General features: G+C 65.5%; 21 protein-coding genes. 4 read left to right on the top strand and 17 right to left on the bottom strand.

Features of this window, described 5'->3' with window-relative positions; translation table 11 throughout:
* Window positions 1–9 precede the first annotated feature (9 nt).
* Window positions 10–555 carry a DUF427 domain-containing protein gene (locus QN397_RS00610; protein WP_323496895.1) on the bottom strand — a complete coding sequence of 182 codons (546 nt, stop codon included), beginning with the start codon at window positions 553–555 and terminating at the stop codon, window positions 10–12.
* A gap of 37 nt (window positions 556–592) precedes the next feature.
* Between QN397_RS00610 and QN397_RS00605 the strand changes: the two genes are divergently transcribed.
* Window positions 593–1,084, top strand: coding sequence for a hypothetical protein (locus QN397_RS00605; protein ID WP_323499767.1), 492 nt, complete (start codon window positions 593–595; stop codon window positions 1,082–1,084).
* 38 nt (window positions 1,085–1,122) lie between these two features.
* Here QN397_RS00605 and QN397_RS00600 read toward each other — a convergent pair whose 3' ends face one another.
* The 5 genes from QN397_RS00600 to QN397_RS00580 form a co-directional block, all read right to left on the bottom strand.
* Entirely contained in the window at window positions 1,123–1,680 is a 558-nt protein-coding gene (locus tag QN397_RS00600; RefSeq protein WP_323499766.1) for a DUF2867 domain-containing protein, read from the bottom strand.
* Window positions 1,681–1,768: 88 nt separating this feature from the next.
* The gene (locus QN397_RS00595) at window positions 1,769–2,026 is read right to left on the bottom strand and encodes a hypothetical protein (protein ID WP_323496863.1); all 258 of its coding nucleotides are present in this window, start codon (window positions 2,024–2,026) and stop codon (window positions 1,769–1,771) included.
* Window positions 2,027–2,179: 153 nt separating this feature from the next.
* A complete protein-coding gene (gene treF, locus QN397_RS00590; protein WP_323499886.1) occupies window positions 2,180–3,868 on the bottom strand; it encodes an alpha,alpha-trehalase TreF in 1,689 nt (562 codons plus the stop codon).
* 2 nt (window positions 3,869–3,870) lie between these two features.
* Window positions 3,871–5,103, bottom strand: a complete 1,233-nt coding sequence (locus QN397_RS00585) for a CaiB/BaiF CoA-transferase family protein (RefSeq protein ID WP_323499765.1) — start codon at window positions 5,101–5,103, stop codon at window positions 3,871–3,873.
* A 25-nt stretch (window positions 5,104–5,128) separates the two neighbouring features.
* Window positions 5,129–6,328, bottom strand: a complete 1,200-nt coding sequence (locus QN397_RS00580) for an acyl-CoA dehydrogenase (protein ID WP_323496861.1) — start codon at window positions 6,326–6,328, stop codon at window positions 5,129–5,131.
* 126 nt (window positions 6,329–6,454) lie between these two features.
* Between QN397_RS00580 and QN397_RS00575 the strand changes: the two genes are divergently transcribed.
* Complete coding sequence (locus QN397_RS00575) at window positions 6,455–7,357, top strand: LysR substrate-binding domain-containing protein (protein WP_323499764.1); 903 nt, start codon at window positions 6,455–6,457, stop codon at window positions 7,355–7,357.
* Window positions 7,358–7,393: 36 nt separating this feature from the next.
* On the opposite strand, the gene QN397_RS00570 is transcribed toward QN397_RS00575, so the two are convergent.
* From QN397_RS00570 to QN397_RS00555, 4 genes are all read right to left on the bottom strand, one after another.
* Entirely contained in the window at window positions 7,394–7,756 is a 363-nt protein-coding gene (locus QN397_RS00570; RefSeq protein WP_323499763.1) for an acyl carrier protein, read from the bottom strand.
* Entirely contained in the window at window positions 7,753–8,220 is a 468-nt protein-coding gene (locus QN397_RS00565) for an EVE domain-containing protein (protein ID WP_323499762.1), read from the bottom strand. The genes QN397_RS00570 and QN397_RS00565 overlap by 4 nt, the downstream gene beginning before the upstream one ends.
* Window positions 8,221–8,298: 78 nt before the next feature.
* On the bottom strand, window positions 8,299–9,153 hold the full coding sequence (locus tag QN397_RS00560; RefSeq protein WP_323499761.1) for an oxidoreductase: 855 nt from the start codon (window positions 9,151–9,153) through the stop codon (window positions 8,299–8,301).
* 113 nt (window positions 9,154–9,266) lie between these two features.
* Window positions 9,267–9,980: a YebC/PmpR family DNA-binding transcriptional regulator gene (locus QN397_RS00555; RefSeq protein WP_323496856.1), complete on the bottom strand. Its 714-nt coding sequence runs from the start codon at window positions 9,978–9,980 to the stop codon at window positions 9,267–9,269.
* Between the two features lie 162 nt (window positions 9,981–10,142).
* Between QN397_RS00555 and QN397_RS00550 the strand changes: the two genes are divergently transcribed.
* A complete protein-coding gene (locus QN397_RS00550; protein WP_323499760.1) occupies window positions 10,143–10,853 on the top strand; it encodes a 2OG-Fe(II) oxygenase in 711 nt (236 codons plus the stop codon).
* A gap of 37 nt (window positions 10,854–10,890) precedes the next feature.
* Entirely contained in the window at window positions 10,891–11,289 is a 399-nt protein-coding gene (locus tag QN397_RS00545) for a phage holin family protein (protein WP_323499759.1), read from the top strand.
* Between the two features lie 48 nt (window positions 11,290–11,337).
* Here QN397_RS00545 and QN397_RS00540 read toward each other — a convergent pair whose 3' ends face one another.
* The 7 genes from QN397_RS00540 to QN397_RS00510 form a co-directional block, all read right to left on the bottom strand.
* Complete coding sequence (locus tag QN397_RS00540) at window positions 11,338–12,792, bottom strand: coniferyl aldehyde dehydrogenase (protein WP_416352294.1); 1,455 nt, start codon at window positions 12,790–12,792, stop codon at window positions 11,338–11,340.
* 41 nt (window positions 12,793–12,833) lie between these two features.
* The gene (locus QN397_RS00535; RefSeq protein ID WP_323496853.1) at window positions 12,834–13,592 is read right to left on the bottom strand and encodes an alpha/beta hydrolase; all 759 of its coding nucleotides are present in this window, start codon (window positions 13,590–13,592) and stop codon (window positions 12,834–12,836) included.
* 39 nt (window positions 13,593–13,631) lie between these two features.
* Entirely contained in the window at window positions 13,632–14,621 is a 990-nt protein-coding gene (locus QN397_RS00530) for an ABC transporter permease (protein WP_323496852.1), read from the bottom strand.
* Window positions 14,618–15,535 (bottom strand): ABC transporter permease, encoded by a 918-nt coding sequence (locus QN397_RS00525; RefSeq protein WP_323496851.1) that lies wholly within the window; start codon window positions 15,533–15,535, stop codon window positions 14,618–14,620. The genes QN397_RS00530 and QN397_RS00525 overlap by 4 nt, the downstream gene beginning before the upstream one ends.
* Window positions 15,532–17,091 (bottom strand): sugar ABC transporter ATP-binding protein, encoded by a 1,560-nt coding sequence (locus QN397_RS00520; RefSeq protein ID WP_323499758.1) that lies wholly within the window; start codon window positions 17,089–17,091, stop codon window positions 15,532–15,534. The genes QN397_RS00525 and QN397_RS00520 overlap by 4 nt, the downstream gene beginning before the upstream one ends.
* A 9-nt stretch (window positions 17,092–17,100) precedes the next feature.
* Window positions 17,101–18,177 (bottom strand): ABC transporter substrate-binding protein, encoded by a 1,077-nt coding sequence (locus tag QN397_RS00515; RefSeq protein WP_323499757.1) that lies wholly within the window; start codon window positions 18,175–18,177, stop codon window positions 17,101–17,103.
* A 95-nt stretch (window positions 18,178–18,272) separates the two neighbouring features.
* Window positions 18,273–18,767, bottom strand: a complete 495-nt coding sequence (locus QN397_RS00510; protein ID WP_323499756.1) for a ribonuclease HI family protein — start codon at window positions 18,765–18,767, stop codon at window positions 18,273–18,275.
* Between the last annotated feature and the right edge of the window lie 44 nt (window positions 18,768–18,811).

Raw genomic sequence — 18,811 nt, 5'->3', positions numbered from 1 at the left:
CGCGTCGCATCACCAGCCGCCCGAGCCCGGCTCGCCCTTGAACGGCCCGACCACTTCCGGCGTGATCCAGCCGGCGTAGAAGCGACCCGGTTGCGGCTGTGCCCGCACGCCATCGACGGTGCACACCAGCTGCTGCGGATAGAAAGCGATGTGGTCGCGCAGCGCGTCGAACTCATCGAACGGCGCTGGGTACGACCAACCGACCGCGTCGAGGCGATCGGCGCCGGCCACCACCGACCAGTAACGCGCATCGCCCTTCCACTCGCAGAACGAATTGCCAGCGACCGCAACGAGCAGTGCCATCTGCACGTCCGCTTGCGGCAGGTAGAAGGTGGGCGGACTCGCTGTTTCGAGCACCCGCAAAGCTTGCCGCGTGCGGGCGATCTCCAGCGCGCCGAATGTGACGACGACCTCACGTGCATCAGCCGCGATGCGCGGCGGCCGGGGATAGTCCCAGACCGATTCCTGACCCGGCTGCGGCGGAGTGGCGAAGGCCGGGCGCTCGTCGCCCACGTGGTGCCATTGGGCGCGCGCCTGCCGCAAACGATCGGACATTGGATTCACGATGGGCTCCTTGTGCAAAACTTCAGGCATGAACGACAACAACGATAGCGAAGAGAACCTCCCCATTCAGGAACCAAGGCTTTGGCGCGACGAGGTCTGGACCGCCAAGGTGGTGAAGAACGAAGACGACGACGGCTGGGCGGTCGAGATGACACGCCACGGCGACCCCGAGCCGGCACTGGTCGGCCCGTGGACCATGGGACGCGACAAGAAGAATCCGAAGCCGCTGGACCCTTCTGCCTTTCACACGCTCGTCAAAACGGCTGCCGAAGTGCTGCGGCGCCACGAGCAACAGCTCCACGGGCAACTCAACAAGCACGTCAACATCGGCGACGGCTCGGGGCGCATACGCGTCGCGCTGCAGATCGTGCCGGACGAAGACAACCCCTACGCCGTACTCACTGCGCAGGACGAGTCCGGCGTGCAACTGGGCGAGGCGCGTGTGCCACCGGCCTTCAAGCTGACGTCGGCCAGCGCGGGGGCCTGGATCGAGGGCGGGTACGCGTCGAAGGTGCGCTGATCGGCCACGCAGGCCATCGCGCAGGTGATCAACCCAAGTCAGGCCGGCACTGCCATCGGCCAGCCTGATCGCGCCGCGCGGTCGAGCGCCGACCGCACCACCATGCGATGGAACGGCGCGATCAAACGGATGTAGTTGCGACCCAGCAGGTTGTGGCAATGCACCACTGTCACCGCCACCAGCTCGTCGCCCTCACCCGCCGTCGCAGACGGTCCGCGCCGCACCGACACGCGAAAATCCAGATGCCGGTCGTCCTCGCCGAGCACGACTTCATCGGCATGCGTTTCGTAAATCCGAAAGATGCCGACGCGCGGCGTGCGAGTCGACGTGTCGGCACGCAGTGCTTTGGCGGTTTTGAGGCCGAACAGCGACACCAGCCTGTCGCGCAGACGCATCAGGCGATCGACCCATGGAGCCGGGCGTTCGAGGGCGAAGCGCGCGAGTGCGAGCGGGTCGTGCGTTGCGCCGGCCGGCAGGCGAATCGCGAAGGCGTCTGCCAGAAAGGCACCGTCGTAGAGGCCGGCGATTCGGCCCGACTTGGGGAGCGCCACGGCATGCGCGCGTTCAGCGAGGGGAACGGACGGGCGATTCGACATGGCGGATTCCTCGGTTTACTCGCAAAAGCAGACCGGCGCAGCTTATCCCCTGACGACCCCCCCGGCGACCTCAGTCGCCCGACCGCGTCTAGGCCTTGCGTCGGCGCAGCGAGACCGCGTCGACTGCGCCGCTAGCGCCACCCGCGGCCAGCAGGTCGAGCGACTGCCATCCGCTGTCGCCCAAACGGTGCAGCTGAACCAGATCGAAATCGTCGATGCCTTCGTCTTCCTTGATTTCGTTCACGAACCTGACGAACGCGCCCTCGCTCAAGCCGAGCGCCTGCGCACGCACGACGATCGTGCGTCCGGGCGGCACGTCGCGAATGAGTTGGTCGAGGGCTTTCATGGGATCGGCGATGCCTGCGGGTCAGGGGAAAATACCGACAAAAGTGTCGATTACTTCCTTTACTGCAATCTTCGTTCCAGGCCGTGCCAACGCCTGGATGCCGCGATTTGTCGCCCACACCACGCGTGGGCAAGACCGCTTTCCGGTCGCGGGCTAACGGTGCTTCGGCACCGGTGCGTTCGAGACGCAGTCGTTGGCGGTGTGCGCCGGATGCGCTGCCAGCAACGCCCGCGTGACGCCGTTGGTCCAGCCGAAGCCGTCCTGCAACGGGTACTCGCCACCACCGCCGCCAGCCGATGCGTCGTGTTCTTGCTGGCGCAGCGTGTACTTTTCGACCAGCTTGCCTTCGCGCTCGTACACCGCGGCCACGGTGGCCAGCCAGCGGTGCGCGATGGTGCGTGCCAGTGCCATCTCGCCGTAGTGTGCGAAGCCCTGGATCGCCATCCACTGGAGCGCGGCCCATCCATTGGGTTGGTCCCACTGCTGGTCACTGGTGCATGCGGTGGTCGACAGGCCGCCGGGGGCCAGCAGGCTGCGCGAAACGGTTGCCGCCATCGCTTCGACTTGCGCCGGATCGGCGAGGCCGGCGAACAGCGTCGAGATGCCGGCAGCCGTCAGGCAACTGCGGCGACGGCCGAGCCGCCAGTCGTGATCGAAGAACGCGCCCTGCGCATCGTCCCAAAGCCACTTCACGACGGCCGCCTTGCGCACGGAAGCGCGATGCGCGAAGTCGCTTGCGCCGACCGCATCGCCGGCGCGTGCAGACACGGTCGCGATCACCGATTCGAGCTTGTACAAAAGGGCGTTGAGATCGACCGGCACGATGTCGGTGGTGCAGATGCCCGCCAGCGATGCGGCGTCGGCCGCGCCGCCCTTCACGGCCGCATCCGCATCGCACTGCAACGGCTCGGTCAGCCAGCGCGAACTGAAGTCCCAACCGGATTCGGCCGCCGCGCGCAGGTGCCGATACACCTCCGAAGCGTCGCGCCCCTGCGCTTCCGCGGCCTTGGCGGTGGTGACGTCTTCGAGCCAGGCTTCTTCGCGCGGCGTGTCGCGCTCGTCCCAATAGCGGTTCAGTAATGCGCCATCGGGCAAGCGCACGACACGGCGGTTCGCCGCGCCAGTTTGGCTTGTCCGATCCGATTCGAGCGCGTCGCTGCCGCTCATCCACCACGCGTGCTCACGCTTCAACTGCCGTAAAAAATCAATGCCGTCGACATCGTCGAGTTGTTCCGCCAACTCGACCATGAAGGCGAACAACGGTGGCTGCGACCGCGTCAGGTAATAGGTGCGCGTGCCGTTCGGCACATGGCCATAGGTGTCGATCAGGTGCGCGAAGTTGCCGACCATGTCGTGCAGCAACCCGGCCTTGCCGCTCGCCGACAAGCCCAGCATCGTGAAGTACGAATCCCAGTAGTACAGCTCGCCGAAGCGGCCGCCCGGGACCACGTAGGCGTGCGGCACCTGCAGCAACGAGCCGCGCGGCGGATGGTCGAGCGGCTCCCGCGTCAGTACGCGCCACAGGTCGTCGATGTGATCGGCGATGGGCTGGCCCGGCACCGACACGTAATCGCTGGGGGTCGGCTGCAGCATCTCGAAATGCGCATCGACGAAAGCCGGCAGATCGAAGTCCGCCCGGTCGCGTTGCGCGCGGTACGCCGCGAGGATCGCTGCAGGATCGATGCGCGGCGCGCAATCGACGAAAGTCTTGCTGTCGGCGAAGACGCGCGCGCCCTGCACCGCCGCAAAGAGCTCGGCGTAGCGATCGGCCGGCGTCAGCGTATCAGGCGCAGGCACGGCCGCTGCGCGCTCTGCACGCTCTTCGCTCGAGCGCCGGTGCAGCGTCAGAGCACGCCCGCCGTTCGCAGTGCCGCGATCTGCGCCGCGCCCATGCCGAGTTCGGCCAGCACCTCGTCGGTGTGCTGACCTAGCGCGGGCGGCGCATGACGCAACACCGGTGGCGTGGCCTGCAGGCGCAATGGGCTCGCGACGCCCACGATGCTTTCGATGCCGTCGCCGGCATCGCGCTGCATCGTCACGGCGAGGCCACGCGACTTCACCTGCTCGTCGTCGAAGGCTTGCGCGATGTCGTTGATCGGGCCGCAGGGCACGGCCTTGTCTTCTAGCAGCGCGATCCACGCGGCGGTGGTCCGCGTGCGCGTGACGGCTTCCATGTCGGGGATCAACACCTCGCGGTGTCTCACGCGCAACGTGTTGGTGGCGTAGCGCGGATCGCTGGCCCACTCGGCATGGCCGGCGGCCTCGCAGAAGCGCGCGAACTGGCCGTTGTTGCCGATCGCCAGCAGCATCGAGCCGTCTTGCGTATGAAAGTCCTGGTACGGCGCCAGGCTCGGATGGCTGTTGCCCTGTCGATGCGGCGCCACGCCGGTGTTCAGGAACGCACTCGCCTGGTTCGCCAGGATCGCCATGCCGACATCGAGCAGCGCCATGTCGATGTGCTGGCCTTCGCCGGTACGGTGCCGCACCTCAAGCGCGGCGAGGATGGCGGTGCTGGCATAGACGCCGGTGAACAGGTCGGTGAGCGCCACGCCTACGCGCAATGGTCCACCGCCGGGCACTTCGTCAGGCCGACCGGTGATGCTCATCATGCCGCTGGTCGCCTGGATCATCAGGTCGTAGCCGGCGCGCGTGGCATACGGGCCATCGTGACCGAAGCCGGTCACGCTGCAGTAGATGAGCCGTGGATTGGCGGCACGCAGGCTCTCCTGGTCGAGCCCGTACCGCGCGAGGCCACCTGTCTTGAAGTTCTCCACCAGGATGTCGCTCTGCGCCGCCATGCGCTTCAACAGCGCCTGGCCTTCGGCCGTCGTCATGTCGATGGTGACCGACCGCTTGTTGCGGTTGCACGCGGTGTAGTAGGTCGACTGGTTGGTCGTGTTGCCTTCCGCGTCTTTCAGGAATGGCGGGCCCCAGGTGCGTGTGTCGTCGCCGACGCCGGGCCGCTCGATCTTGACGACGTCAGCCCCCAGGTCGGCCAGGATCTGCGTGCACCACGGGCCCGCGAGCACGCGCGAAAGATCGAGAACCTTGATGCCGTCGAGGGCTGCTTGCGCCATGTCTACCCAATGAAGTCTGGTCGGATCAGTTCGCGAAAGCAGCAATGCCGGTGATCGCGCGGCCGAGGATCAGCGCATGAATGTCGTGCGTGCCTTCGTAAGTGTTCACCACTTCGAGATTGACCAGGTGCCGCGCGACGCCGTACTCGTCGCTGATGCCGTTGCCGCCCATCATGTCGCGCGCCAGGCGGGCGATGTCGAGTGCCTTGCCACACGAGTTGCGCTTCAGGATCGAGGTGATCTCGACCGAGGCCGTGCCTTCGTCCTTCATGCGGCCCAAGCGCAGGCAGCCTTGCAGGCCGAGCGCGATTTCGGTCTGCATGTCAGCCAGCTTTTTCTGGATCAATTGGTTGGCGGCGAGCGGGCGACCGAACTGCTTGCGGTCCAGCACGTACTGGCGCGCGCGGTGCATGCAGTCTTCGGCCGCACCGAGCGCGCCCCAGGAGATACCGTAGCGTGCGCTGTTCAAGCAGGTGAATGGGCCCTTCAGCCCCTGCACTTCTGGAAAGGCGTTTTCTTCAGGGCAGAACACGCCGTCCATCACGATCTCGCCGGTGATGCTGGCACGCAGGCCGACCTTGCTGTGGATGGCGGGAGCGCTCAAACCCTTCATGCCCTTTTCAAGCACGAAGCCGCGAATCGGCCCGACCGTGCCGCTCTCGCTCACCTCTTTGGCCCACACCACGAAGACATCGGCGATCGGCGAATTGCTGATCCACATTTTGGCGCCGCTGATCGAATAACCGCCCGGCACCTTCTTGGCGCGCGTGACCATGCTGCTGGGGTCGGAGCCGTGGTCGGGTTCGGTCAGGCCGAAGCAGCCGATCCATTCCCCGGTGGCCAGCTTGGGCAGGTACTTCTGCTTTTGCGCCTCAGTGCCGAATTCGTAGATCGGCACCATGACGAGCGAGCTTTGCACGCTGGCCATCGAGCGGTAGCCCGAGTCGACGCGCTCGACTTCACGCGCAATCAGGCCATAGCAGACGTAGTTGAGGCCGGGGCCGCCGTACTCTTCAGGGATCGTCGGACCAAGCAAGCCCAGTGCGCCCATTTCGCGAAAGATCGCCGGGTCGGTCTCGCCCGAGCGAAAGCCTTCGACCACACGCGGCAGCAGGCGTTCCTGGCAGTAGGCATTGGCCGCGTCACGCACCATGCGTTCGTCTTCGGTAAGTTGCTGGTCGAGCAAAAACGGGTCGTCCCAGTGAAATTGCGCTTTGGCGGCCATGAGGCTGTCTCCGGAAATGAGGTGAGGGGAATAGGCTGATCGTAGCGACGCACGCAGCCTGGCGCAAACGAGCAATACTCAGTCAGATATGCGTCGATGGAATACATGAACCGCCGAAAGCCCTGAATGCGCCGCAAGATTCCGCCCCTTCAAACACTGGTCTGCTTCGACGCCGCAGCGCGCCACGAAAGCTACACGCGCGCCGCACAAGAGCTGGCGTTGACGCAAAGCGCGGTCTCGCGCCAGATCGCCACGCTCGAAGCCTTTGTCGGCGTCGCACTCTTTCGCCGCACGCGGCACGGGGTGGCGCTGACCGCCAGCGGTGCTGCCTACGCACGCCAGATCACCAAGCGCCTCGAAGCCATGGAGCGCGACACGCTCGACGCCATGGCGCACCAGGGCGAGGGCGGCTCCCTGGCGCTGGCCGCAGTGCCGACCTTTGCCACGCGCTGGCTCGTGCCGCGCCTGCCCGACTTCGCGCGGCTGCAGCCCGACGTGGTCGTGCACATCGAAACTCGCACGCGGCCTTTTTTATTCGCAGACACGGAGTTCGACGCTGCCTTGTATGCCGGCACGCCGACCCAGGTCGCCAACTGGGCCGGCACGCGCGCGCTGTTGCTGATGCACGAAGACGTGGTGCCGGTCTGCAGCCCGCGCCTGCTGCCGCGCGGCACGGCCGTGACGCCCGCCGCGATCGCCAGGCTGCCGCTGCTGCAACTCAGCACGCGGCCCGACGGTTGGCGTCAGTGGTTCGATGCGCATCAAATCGAAGCGCCCAGTGCGCGCGGTGGCCCGCGCTACGAGCTGTTCTCGATCCTCGCCGGGGCTGCCACGCACGGCCTCGGTGTCGCGCTGATGCCGACCATGCTGGTCGAAGATGAGCTGCGTCGTGGCGACCTAGTCGTTGCGTGTGCCCGGCCGCTGTCCGGGGAACGCAACTACTACCTGGTCATGCCGGACCGCGGCGACGAACGGCCGCTGTTGAAGTCGTTCGGGAAGTGGCTGGTGGGCCAGGCGCAGCCGGAGTGATGTGCTCGCTGCGCAGCTTCCGCTGCCCGCTATCCGCTACTTCCTTGGAAGCCCCGACACGACCTGCACCAGCTTCTCGACCGTCAGCACCTTGCCGATCTGGTGCGGCGTGCTGCCGATGGCACTGTCCGGTATTCGAACCTTGAACTCTTCTTCGATATCGAGCACGACTTCCATGATGTCCAACTCATCGGCGCCTTGTTCGACGAGTAATTTCGACGCATCGATTTGCGCTGGCGGCTTCTTGAGGATGCGGGCTACGGTGTTCCTGACCTTCTTTACGGCATCGCGGGTATCACCGGTGCAGACGGCGTCGACCTTCGGTTGAGCGCCACTCTCTACCGCCAATGGATTGCAAGTGACGAACAGCAAAGAGGCTAAGAGCGTACGTGCACTCATCGCGAAAGCAATGTCCCATCGATCAACGCCCACTCCGCCGTCGTCACAGGTGTGATCGACAGCCGGTTACCCCTGCGCAGCACCACCATCTCGGCCAGCGAGGGCGCCGCACGAAGCTCCGGCAAGCCGAGCACCCGCGTCTTGCGCAACGCCTGCACATCCAGCAGCAGCCAGCGCGGGTCGTCGGGCTTCGAGGCCGCGTCGAAATACGGCGATGCCACATCGAATTGCGTCGGGTCAGGCCGCGTGCCGGAGGCGACGCGCGCGATGCCAACAACGCCGGGCTGGGCGCAACTCGAGTGATAGAACAGCACGCCGTCGCCGACCTGCATCGCGTCGCGCATGAAGTTGCGCGCCTGATAGTTGCGCACACCGGTCCATGACACGGTGGCAACGGGCGCGGCGAGCGCATCGTCGATCGAGCACTCGTCGGGCTCGGATTTCATCAGCCAGTATTGACGCATGGCGAGAAAATAACAGGCCGGTCGGCTGCTTGTTCAAGTCATCGACGAACCATCGATCGCGTTGTCGTCAAACCGCCATCAAGACTTCGGAAAGTCGGTGCCCACGCTGGTTTCTTTCCACTGCTCTATTTCCGCCAGGCTCTTCTTCAACGTCTTGGTCACGTTCTCGAAACCGATGGCGCCGAGCACCAGATGCCGCGGCGGATTGTCGATCTCGGTGATGTGGATCATCGCGGCCGCGGCGCGTGCCGGATCGCCCGGCTGCGTGCCGGTCTTGGTCGCGGTCGTGTTCATGCGTGCGCCAGCGGTCTCGGCGTAGTCGGAGATGCGGTTGGGCGTCTGCTTCAGGGAGCGACCGGCCCAGTCGGTGCGAAACGGACCCGGTGCCACACAGGTCACCTTGATGCCCAGCGGCTCGCCTTCGAATGCCAGCGCATCCGAGAAACCTTCGACCGCGTGCTTGCTCGCCGCGTAGTAGCCGGAGCCCGGAAAGCCGAGGAAGCCTGCCACCGAGGTGACATTGAGCACATGGCCCTTGCGCCGTGCCCGCATGCCGGGCAGCACCGCGCGCGTCATCGCGAAGAGACCGAACACGTTGGCATCGAACTGCGCGCGGATCTCGGACTCGTCGCCTTCTTCCACCGACGATTGATAGCCATAGCCCGCGTTGTTGACCAGTACGTCGATGCGGCCGAACTTCGACTCGGCGGCCGCGACAGCCGATGCGATCTGCGCCGCATCGGTCACATCGAGATCGAGTGCCAGTGCGCGATCGCCAGCGCCTTCGATCAAGGGAGCCAGCCTTGCCTTGTCGCGTGCGGTGACCACTGCGCGTCCACCGCGCGCGAGCACGAGCGAGGCGAGTTCATGGCCGAAGCCGGTGGAGCAGCCGGTGATGAACCAGACGGGAGAATTGTCGGAAGGGGATGCCATGCAATGTCCTTTGGGTTCGGGTTACGTTGCGCGGTATACGTGCACTGGCGAAGATGCTGACGCCCGCCGTGCCACATGGCAATCGGACAGCGCGCCGTTCCTGCTTTGTAGGTCTAGCCCGCCAAGCCCGCGAACACGTTCTGCACATCGTCGTTGGCATCGATCGCCGCCAGAAACGCTTCGACCTCTTCCAGATGCTCGGCGCTCAACGTGGCGGGGTCGACCGGGTTCTTGGCCTTGTAGCCGAGCTTGGCCGACAGCACCGAAAAGCCTTGCGCCGGCAACGCACGGCTCACCAGATCGAGGTCGGCCGGATCGGTCAGGAACATCGTCGTGCCGTCTTCCGCGCCCGGTTCCATGTCTTGCGCGCCGGCTTCGATGGCGGCCACTTCCGGGTCTGCATCCTTGGTCGAAGGCTCGGCCTCGATCATGCCGACGTGGTCGAAATCCCACGCCACCGAGCCCGACGATCCGAGCTGGCCCTTGCGAAACAGCACGCGCATTTCAGATGCGGTGCGGTTCACGTTGTCGGTCAGGCACTCGACCATCAACGGCACGAGATGCGGCGCAAAGCCTTCGTAGATCACGTGATCGAAGTGCACCGCCTCGCCGGTCAGGCCGGCGCCCTTCTTGATGGCGCGGTCGAGCGTTTCCTTGGGCATCGACACCTTGCGTGCCTGCTCGACCACCAGCCGCAGCCGGGCGTTCGAGGCCGGGTCGGCACCGCCGCGCGCCGCGATCATGATGTCCTTCGCCAATTTGCCGAAGACCCGACCTCGGGCGTTGGCCGCCAGGTCCTTGTGTTTTGCTTTCCACTGCGCGCCCATGCTGTCTCCTTGTTGCTGCCGGCCCCGATTATTCTGCAAACACGGGTCCGGAAACGGCGTGCACCTTGCAGCGAGCAGCAGCAGACTGCGCAATCGACCAAAGCCACCCCGCCCTTTCCGCTTTCCCTGCGGCACACGCTGCTGCTTTTTCTGCTCCGACCCATGACTCAAACCCCCACGGACCGCCTGGACCGGCTCGACTGGCCACGCCTGTTCGACGATCTCGCCGCACGCGGCTGCGCCGCCACCGGCCCCTTGCTAACCGCCGCCGAATGCAACGCGCTCACCGCCCTGTACGACCGCCCCGCGCTGTTTCGCAGCCGCGTCGTCATGCAGCGCTACGGCTTCGGCCAGGGTGAGTACCAGTACTTCGACAACCCGCTGCCGGAGGCCATCGTCGGGTTGCGCAGCGCGATGTACACGCGCCTCGCGCCGCTCGCCAATGCCTGGGCGAGCGCGATGAAGCTGCCGGCCGACTATCCGCCCGACCACGCCAGCTACCTCGCACGGTGTCATGCCGCCGGTCAACTTCGCCCGACGCCGCTGCTGCTGCGCTACGACGCCGGCGACTACAACTGTCTGCACCAGGATCTGTACGGCGACCTGCAATTTCCGCTGCAACTCACCGTGTTGCTGAGTGCACCGCAAAGCTTCAGCGGCGGCGAGTTCGTCCTGACCGAGCAACGACCGCGCATGCAGTCGCGCGCCGAGGTCGTGCCGCTGGCGCAAGGGGAAGCGGTGATCTTTGCGGTCAACCAACGGCCGGTGACGGGGACGCGCGGCATCTATCGGGTGGCGATGCGGCACGGCGTCAGCCGCGTGCGATCGGGTCGGCGCGAGACGATGGGGCTGATCTTTCACGACGCGCGCTGAACGGTGGCACACCGGCTGATCGCCCTATGATCGATCGATGCAAAACCTGATGCCTTTTCTCGTTCAATGGGCCATCACGGCGCTCTCGCTTTGGGTCGCCAGCCTGATTTTTCGGGGCCTGAAGTTCGAAAGCACTTCGGCGCTCGTCGTCTCCGCCCTGCTGCTCGGCCTGGCCAACGCGCTGGTCAAGCCATTGCTCATCGTGCTGACCTTGCCGCTCACGCTGCTGACCTTCGGGCTTTTTCTGCTCGTGATCAACGCGCTGATGGTGTTGCTGGTGTCGGCGCTGGTGCGCGGCTTCAAGGTGTCGGGCTTCTGGACCGCCTTTTTCGCCAGCATCTTCGTCTCGATCCTGAGCATCGCGGTCGGCTCGCTGGTCGACAGCGGCACGCCGGAAACGACGATCCAGATGCCGAGCGGCGGCAACTGGCTATAGCGCTGTCACCCTGCCTGGCTGCCGCGCAGCGCGCCTCGCCGGCCAAGCTCAGGTGATGATCTTGAGCAGCCGCGTCATCCGTTCGAATGTCTTTCCGTAAGGCGGGAACAGCAGCCGCGTGCCCGACAGCGGCGACTGAAAGAACACGGGCTTGTTCATGCTGAACGTGCGAAAGCCGTACTCGCCGTGGTACGCCCCCATGCCGCTGGCGCCCACGCCGCCGAAGGGCAAATCTTCTTGCCCAAAGTGCCACATGCAATCGTTGACCGTAACGCCGCCCGAGATGGTGCGAGCCAGCACCTTGTCGCGGTCGGCCTTGTCGGCGCCAAACCAGTAGAGGGCCAACGGACGCTCGTGCCGGTTGACGTAGCCGATGGCATCGTCGAGCGCGTCGTAGGCCAGCACGGGGAGTAACGGGCCGAAGATTTCTTCCTGCATGACCCGCATGTCGTCGGTCGCGCCGAGGATGAGCATTGGCGGAAAGGTGCGTGTGTCGGCGTGCGCGACGAGGCCTTCCGGATGCAGCGGCACCACGCGAGCGCCGCGCAAAAGCGCATCGTCGACCAGCGCCTGCAGCCGCGTGAAGTGACGCTCGCTGACGATGCCGGTGTAGTCGGCGTTGCCGGCGATGGTCGGGTATTGCAGCGGCACTGCGAGGCGCATCGCGTCCACGAACGCGTCGATCGCCGGTCGATGCACCGCCACGTAATCGGGCGCGATGCAGGTCTGGCCGGCGTTGAACAACTTGCCCATGACCAGCCGCGCGGCGGCGTACGTCATGTCGACGTCGGGGCTCAACAACGCCGGCGACTTGCCGCCGAGTTCGAGCGTGACCGGCGTGAGGTTGGCCGCGGCCGCCAGCGCGACGTGGCGGCCCACCGCAGTGGAGCCGGTGAAGAGCAGATGATCGAACGGCATCGCGACGAATGCGCTGCCGATGTCGGCGTCGCCGGTGACGACGGTCATCTCGTCGGGCGCGAAGGTCTCGGCGACAGCCTGCCGCATCAGCTCGGAGGTGCGCGGCGTCAATTCCGATGGCTTGATCATCACGCGGTTGCCGGCTGCCAATGCGGCGATTGCCGGTCCCATCGCCAGCTGATACGGGTAGTTCCACGGACTCACCACCCCGACGACGCCGAGCGGTTGCGCAACGATGCGGTTGGCGCCCGGCCAGAACGCCATCGCCGTCGGCGCGCGGTGGACTTTCATCCACGATTTGAGATGGCGGCGCGCGTGCTTGATGGCGGACAGCACCATCATCACGTCGGCCAGTCGCGTGACCTGCACCGGCCGATGGCCGAAGTCGGCAGAGGCGGCGCTTTCGAGGGCTGGCGCGATGCGCTCGGTCATGGCGAACAGGCGGTCGAGCCGGTCGAGCCGCATCGCGTACGACGGCGCCATGTCGGCGGCGAAGGCGGCGCGCTGCACGTCGAAGACGCGGCGCATGGCGTCTTTGGGGCTGGCCGCTTCGATCGACGCCATCGGGTTTAAACCTGCATTCATATCTTGCTCACGAACCCGCGCTGCAAGCCGCACCGGCCCTGTCAGTCGCCCGCGATCGACCGGATGAAGGCAATGGTCTCGCGCGCGATCAGGTCCTTGTCGTTGTCGATGGTGGCGACGTGATACGAGTCTTCCAGCCACAGCAATTCGGCGCGCCCGGAACCCACTCCGCCGACGATGCGCGGACCGTTGGCCGGATTGACGACATGGTCCTCGCGTGACTGGATGACCAGCGTCGGACATTTAATGAGCGGCAGCAGGTCTTGCGTGACCGCCGCCAGCGCATAGACCTGACTGAAGGCCGTCACCGGCACCTCCTTGTACGCGAGCTCCGTGACCTTCGGGTCCTTCACATCCGAGCCGATGCCCGGAAGCATCTCGGGCATCGAGCGGTCGAACGCCACCCCGGCCATCTCGGCTTTGCCGATGTGCACCACCGCGTTGATCGGGATCGCCCCTTTGATGACATCGGCGTGCTTCGCAGCGGTGTAGAGCGTCAGCGTGCCGCCCATCGAGAGCCCCGCCATAAAGATCTGCGAGCACGTCTTGCGCAACTCGACCAGTGCCTCGTCGACCGAATCGATCCAGTCACCCGCCGTCGTTTTGGCCATCGCCTGCGGCGATACGCCGTGGCCTTTGAGGCGAGGACCGATGACGGTGTAGCCGGCACCGTGCAACTGCTCGCCGAGATAGTGCATGCTTTGCGTGGTGCCGGTGAAGCCGTGGCACAGCAGCACCCCGATGTCGTTGCCCTTGAAGAAGAAGGGTTCGGCACCGGCCAGGATGGTTTCGTCTGTCATGGTTTGCCTTTGGTGAAGAAAAAGCGGGTCGAGGCCGGGTCAACGTTTTCCGATGCTGTAGATCAGCGCGGCGCCCGCAATGATGGCGCCCTGCAACATCAGTCGACCAGGCTCGCCCAGGCCGAGACTGGTCAGAAAGTTGAACAGGAAGGTGAGCATGAAAGCGGCCACCGCCGGGCCCACCATGCCGCCTTTGCCATTGCCGAAGTTCACGCCACCGAGGATCGCCGCGGCGAGTGAATTCAGCGCCAGTTCCTGCCCGAGCGTGACGCTTCCGAAGCCGACGAATCCGACGAGGATGAAGCCGCACAGCACCGAGATCAGGGCAGAGGCGACATGCCCCACGAAGATCACGCGCAGGTACGGAATTCCTGACAGCGCCGCGGCCTGCGGATTGGCGCCGACGGCGTCCAGGTAGCGCCCGAACACAGTCGTCCGGAGAAACAGCGCCGCTGGAACAAGGAGGGCCAACCAAACGAGCACCGGCACCGGCAAGCCGCTCAATCGCATTCGTGCCAGCGCCCGCAGGGACTCCGGGGCTTCGCCCGGTGCACGAAACTGCGACAACGCGATCACCACGCCGAGCAGGATCATCGCGACGGACAGCGTCACGATCATCGACGACGCCCTCGCACGGACGATCAAGATCCCGTTAATTGTTCCGACCCCCAATCCCAGCACCACGCACATCGCCATCGCGACGGCATCCGGCACCTGAAAAAAGCCACTGGTAAGGATGTACGACACAGCGACGATCACGCCGCCGGAGCTCAGGTCGATCGACCGCGACCGCATCACCAGCGATTGCCCGATCACGGCAAGGCCGAGCGGCGCGGCCTGACGCACGATCAGCGGGAGCAGCGTGAGCGACAGCAATTGGGGCCGCATGAATGCCGCCAGCAGCAGCAGGATCACGGTGCCAGGATAGGCCGGCGGCACGGCGACGATCGCTGCAGCGATGGCGCGCCATCGCGATGCGATACGGCGCGGCGCCGTCAAGCCCGCAAGGGAATCGGCGGGCGTGCTCACAGGCCTACCGCCGTGCGACGCTGCGAACACACAGCCGCCAGCAACAGAACGCCAGTGATCGCGCCGCGCAGGAACGGCGAGATGCCGAAGAGGTTGATGCCGTTGGTGATCAAGCCGAGACTGAGCGCCCCGGTGACGACACCGACGATGCTGCCGACGCCGCCCGTGAGCTGAACGCCGCCGAGCGCGATGGCGGTCACCGACTCCAGGCTGAAAGAGGCGCCCATGCTCGGGTCACCCGACGCGACACGCGCGGCCAGGTACACGCCCGCGACCACGGCGAGCAGGCTGCAGATGACGTAAGCCGCGACCACCACACCCTGGGTCCGCACCCCGTTGAGATTGGCGCTGCGGGCATTGGCGCCCACGGCGAAGATGTGCAGGCCCAGTCGCGAACGATGCAGCAGCCACGCCACCAGCGCGGTGAACAGCGCACACCAGAACAGGGATTGAGGAATACCCCACAGGCTACCGTTCGCAAGCACGCCCAGGCCGGCTGCGACCTGGCCGCCAGGGATCGGGAGGATCAGGTAGGCAAGGCCCTGCAAAAACGTCATCGAGCTGAGCGTCATCACCAGCGGGTGGATGTTGGCGAATGCCACGCCGATGCCGTTGACGAGGCCCACGATCACGCCGAGTGCCAACGCCAGAGTGATGCCCCAGACCGGATCGGCATGCGTCGCGACGATGCAGCTCGCCAGGCTCATCACCGAGCCAACCGACAGATCGATTCCGGCGATGAGCGCCACCACGAGCTGCCCCAGCGTGACGATCAGCAGCGCCGTGATTTGCGCACTGATGTTGGCCAGGTTGCGGGTCTCAGTGAAATTTGGCACCGCCACTGCCAGGACGATAAACAGCAGGATCGGCAGGCCGATCGTGTAGCGGCTGAGGCCGGAGCGCGTCTTGCTCATGCGACCGCCTCGCACGCACCGGAAAGCGCGAGCGCCAACAGCGATTCTTCGGTGGCCGCTTCTGCCTGGACGTCGCCGACGATCTCGCCGGCGCGCACCATGAGAATCCGGTCGCACAGGCCGATCAGTTCGAGCAGGTCGCTCGATACCGCGAGCACCGCGCCGCCCTGCTGGACGAACTCGCGCAGCAGAGCGTAGATCTCGGCCTTCGCACCCACGTCGACGCCACGGGTCGGCTGCTCGACCAACAGGGTGTCGACGCCGGCCGCGAGCCAGCGTCCGAGCATCACCTTTTGCTGGTTGCCGCCCGACAGCGCACCCACCTCTTGAGCGAGGTCGCGTGCACGCAGTTGCATGCGCTCGGCGATGCGTGTCACGACCGAGCGATCGCGCGGCGCCTTGCGCATCAACCCCATGCCGCGCAGCCCACCCAACCAGACGTTGTCGATGATCGGCAGCTCCAGATACAGGCCCTCCAGTTTTCGGTCTTCCGGAATCAGGCCGATGCCCTTTTCCACGACGCGTACGACGCCGTCGCGCGGGTCGAAGCGCACCGGCTGTTCGCCCGCCCGACTTCTCCAGACATCGCTGTGCGCCGGGAGCATCACGCCAGCCAGCGAGCGCACGATCTCGCGCTGGCCCTGGCCCTCCAGCCCGCCCAAGCCGACGATCTCACCATGCCGCAGTGCGAAGCGCGCAACCGGCCCACCGGCGCGCGGCTTGAGCGACCGGACATCGAGCGCGAGTGCACCTGAATCGCTGCCGTCATGCGGCGGGAACAACGCCTGCAGCGGACGCCCGACCATCAACGTGATGAGCCGCTCGGACGTCAGCGCAGCGGTGGGTTCGGTGACGACGAGTTGTCCGTCCTTCAGGACGGTCACGGTGTCGCAGAGTCGGAAGATCTCGTCGAGCCGATGGCTGATGTAGAAAACCAGTTTCCCCTGCGCCTTCAGGTCGGTGAGCAGGGCTTCGAGCTTGTCGACCTCGGCCCGGTTCAGCGCAGCCGTAGGCTCGTCGAATATGAAGACCTTGGCGTCGGTCGACACGCCCTTGGCGACCTCGACCAGCTGCTGCTCGCCGACGGTGAGACTGCCGCAGAGACGATCCGGTTCGAGGTCGATGCCGATGCGGCGCAAGACATCGCGCGCTTCACGCAGCATGCGGGAGCGGTCGAGCATGCCGAAATACGTCGGCTCCCGCCCCAGCATCAGGTTCTCGCCGACCGTGAGGTTGGGCAACACGGTCAGCTCCTGGAAGACGGTGGAGATGCCGGCGTGGCGCGCAGCGGTCGGGCTGTTCAACCGCAGCGACTGGCCGTCGACCACGAGCTCCCCCGCATCGGGCCGGTGCACGCCAGCCAGCAGTTTCATCAGGGTCGACTTGCCCGCCCCGTTCTCGCCGGTGATGGCATGGATGGAAGCCGAGCGGCCGACCAGGCTGACATCGCGAAGTGCCGCGGTGGATCCGAACGCTTTCGAGACCCCGCGCACCACGATCAGGTCGCGCACCGCCCCGTCGCCGGTCCTCGGCGGCTGTGCCGTGTTCGTGGACATGACGCTGACTCAGCGGTGGAACATTTCCTTGAGCTTGGCTTCGGGCAAGGTCGAAGGCAGCCAGTAGGCGTCGTTCAGGTCGGGCCGGTAGAACTTGTCGAGATCGCCCTGTTGCACGGCAGCGGGCGCCGAAAAGTACGACTTGTAGAGCGGCTTGCCTTCGAGCAAGGCGACGGACGCACGCACCACCGCGGCGCCGAGTCCGGGCGTGAACAGCGGGGCGACGCTCTTCACGCCGGTCTGCTTCCAGGCCCGCAGAAAACCGTTGTTGCCTTCGCCGGTCATCGGCACAAGTGCCTTGCCGCTTTCCTTGAACACGTCCAGACAGGCCCGGGTCATCTCGGCACCGGAGAACCAGATACCGTCGACCGCGTTGCCTGACAACACCAGATTCTCGCAGAGCTGCTTGCCCTTGGCATAGCCCCAATCGCCGAATACCTCGTTGGTGATCTTGATATCGGAGCCGACCAGCGACTTGCGAAAGCCCTCATAGCGAAGCGTCTCTTCATCGACACCGGCAACACCGCGGAAGGCCCAGACGCTGCCCTTGCCATTGAGTTCCTTGCGCAGGAATTCGCCGCCCTGGCGGCCGAACACTTCGCCCCCCGCGCCGATCTCGGTGGTCGACTGCATCGCCTTACCAAAAGCACCGAAGACAACGACCGGGATGCCCTGCTTGACGGCCTTGGCGGACAACGGCGCGCCGATGGCGGCGGAAATTGGCCCGATGATGATGGCGTCGACTTTCTTGGTCAGCAGGTCTTCCACGTCGGCGACCTGCTTGGCGGCTTGCCAGTTGGCCTCCACGAAGATGAACTCGCCGATCTCCTTGTGGAGCGATGCTTCGTATTTCATCTCCTGGATCATCTGGACGATCCATGTGTTGCCCACACCGCCGAACGACACGCCGATGCGCCACGGCGGCGCCTTCTTGAACTGGTCGGGCTTGGTTTGCTCTGTCGTGGTCGGCGCCATCAGCCCGTTCGGCAGGATCTCGACATCGGCGGCCAGCGCCGCACCTGACATGGCAACGGTGGCGGCCGCTGCAGCCACCCAACGCATGGTTCTACTGATGGTTCGGGACATGGGAGTTTTCCTTGGACAGAGCACTGAGTGAACAAAGCGAACAGTTCGCTTGTGTTCCTATCGATTCATTTTTACGCGCTGCCGTGCGAAAGTAGTCAGTGTTTTCCCTGAACCGAGTTCGCTTTGTTGCGAATTCGATCAGCTCCCCGTTTGCCGAAGCGCGCCACGCGCTTGGGCTCCAGCCCCAAGGCTGAACGCGCGAGTGCATCGGCCTGCGCGTTGCGATGGCGCGGGATCCATTCGACGCTTACGTGGTCGAACGAGTCGAGCAAGGTGCGCGCGTCGTCAAACAAGTGCGCGAGGCGCGCGATCGGCTTCACCGCCCCTGCGGTCTTCGCACCGAGCTGCTCGACGAGCACGCTGTTGTCGCTGTAGGCACGCACGTCCGTCGCACCCAGCGCCTTCGCTGCTTCGAGGCCGTGCGTCAGCGCCTTCAGTTCCGCCTCGTTGTTGCAGCCGATGGTGTGCGTTGCCACCGACAGTTCGTGGCGCGTGCCATCAGGTCCGGCGAGGACCGCGCCGAGACCTATGCGCCCGGGATTGGGCATGGCGCTGCCGTCGCAGTAGAGAGTCCAGTGGCGTTCGTTCAAGGGCAAAGCCGCACCGAGCCAGCGTCTTCGCTCATCGCGACGCT

It is taken from the genome of Variovorax sp. RTB1 (assembly GCF_035018765.1).
Lineage (GTDB): Bacteria > Pseudomonadota > Gammaproteobacteria > Burkholderiales > Burkholderiaceae_C > Variovorax.
The sequence above is the reverse complement of the archived record's forward strand: the minus strand, read 5'-3'. Positions and strand labels throughout refer to the sequence as shown.

Coding starts and splice junctions, on each gene's coding strand:
- QN397_RS00550 (WP_323499760.1), top strand. CDS start 10,143: ATGACTCAAACCCCCACGGACCGCCTGGACCGGCTCGACTGGCCACGC.
- QN397_RS00535 (WP_323496853.1), bottom strand. CDS start 13,592: ATGACAGACGAAACCATCCTGGCCGGTGCCGAACCCTTCTTCTTCAAG.
- QN397_RS00520 (WP_323499758.1), bottom strand. CDS start 17,091: ATGTCCACGAACACGGCACAGCCGCCGAGGACCGGCGACGGGGCGGTG.
- QN397_RS00605 (WP_323499767.1), top strand. CDS start 593: ATGAACGACAACAACGATAGCGAAGAGAACCTCCCCATTCAGGAACCA.
- QN397_RS00560 (WP_323499761.1), bottom strand. CDS start 9,153: ATGGCATCCCCTTCCGACAATTCTCCCGTCTGGTTCATCACCGGCTGC.
- QN397_RS00585 (WP_323499765.1), bottom strand. CDS start 5,103: ATGGCGCAAGCAGCCCTCGACGGCATCAAGGTTCTCGATCTTTCGCGC.
- QN397_RS00580 (WP_323496861.1), bottom strand. CDS start 6,328: ATGGCCGCCAAAGCGCAATTTCACTGGGACGACCCGTTTTTGCTCGAC.
- QN397_RS00525 (WP_323496851.1), bottom strand. CDS start 15,535: ATGAGCAAGACGCGCTCCGGCCTCAGCCGCTACACGATCGGCCTGCCG.
- QN397_RS00555 (WP_323496856.1), bottom strand. CDS start 9,980: ATGGGCGCGCAGTGGAAAGCAAAACACAAGGACCTGGCGGCCAACGCC.
- QN397_RS00600 (WP_323499766.1), bottom strand. CDS start 1,680: ATGTCGAATCGCCCGTCCGTTCCCCTCGCTGAACGCGCGCATGCCGTG.
- QN397_RS00610 (WP_323496895.1), bottom strand. CDS start 555: ATGTCCGATCGTTTGCGGCAGGCGCGCGCCCAATGGCACCACGTGGGC.
- QN397_RS00595 (WP_323496863.1), bottom strand. CDS start 2,026: ATGAAAGCCCTCGACCAACTCATTCGCGACGTGCCGCCCGGACGCACG.
- QN397_RS00545 (WP_323499759.1), top strand. CDS start 10,891: ATGCAAAACCTGATGCCTTTTCTCGTTCAATGGGCCATCACGGCGCTC.
- QN397_RS00570 (WP_323499763.1), bottom strand. CDS start 7,756: ATGAGTGCACGTACGCTCTTAGCCTCTTTGCTGTTCGTCACTTGCAAT.
- QN397_RS00575 (WP_323499764.1), top strand. CDS start 6,455: ATGCGCCGCAAGATTCCGCCCCTTCAAACACTGGTCTGCTTCGACGCC.
- QN397_RS00515 (WP_323499757.1), bottom strand. CDS start 18,177: ATGTCCCGAACCATCAGTAGAACCATGCGTTGGGTGGCTGCAGCGGCC.
- QN397_RS00540 (WP_416352294.1), bottom strand. CDS start 12,792: ATGAATGCAGGTTTAAACCCGATGGCGTCGATCGAAGCGGCCAGCCCC.
- QN397_RS00565 (WP_323499762.1), bottom strand. CDS start 8,220: ATGCGTCAATACTGGCTGATGAAATCCGAGCCCGACGAGTGCTCGATC.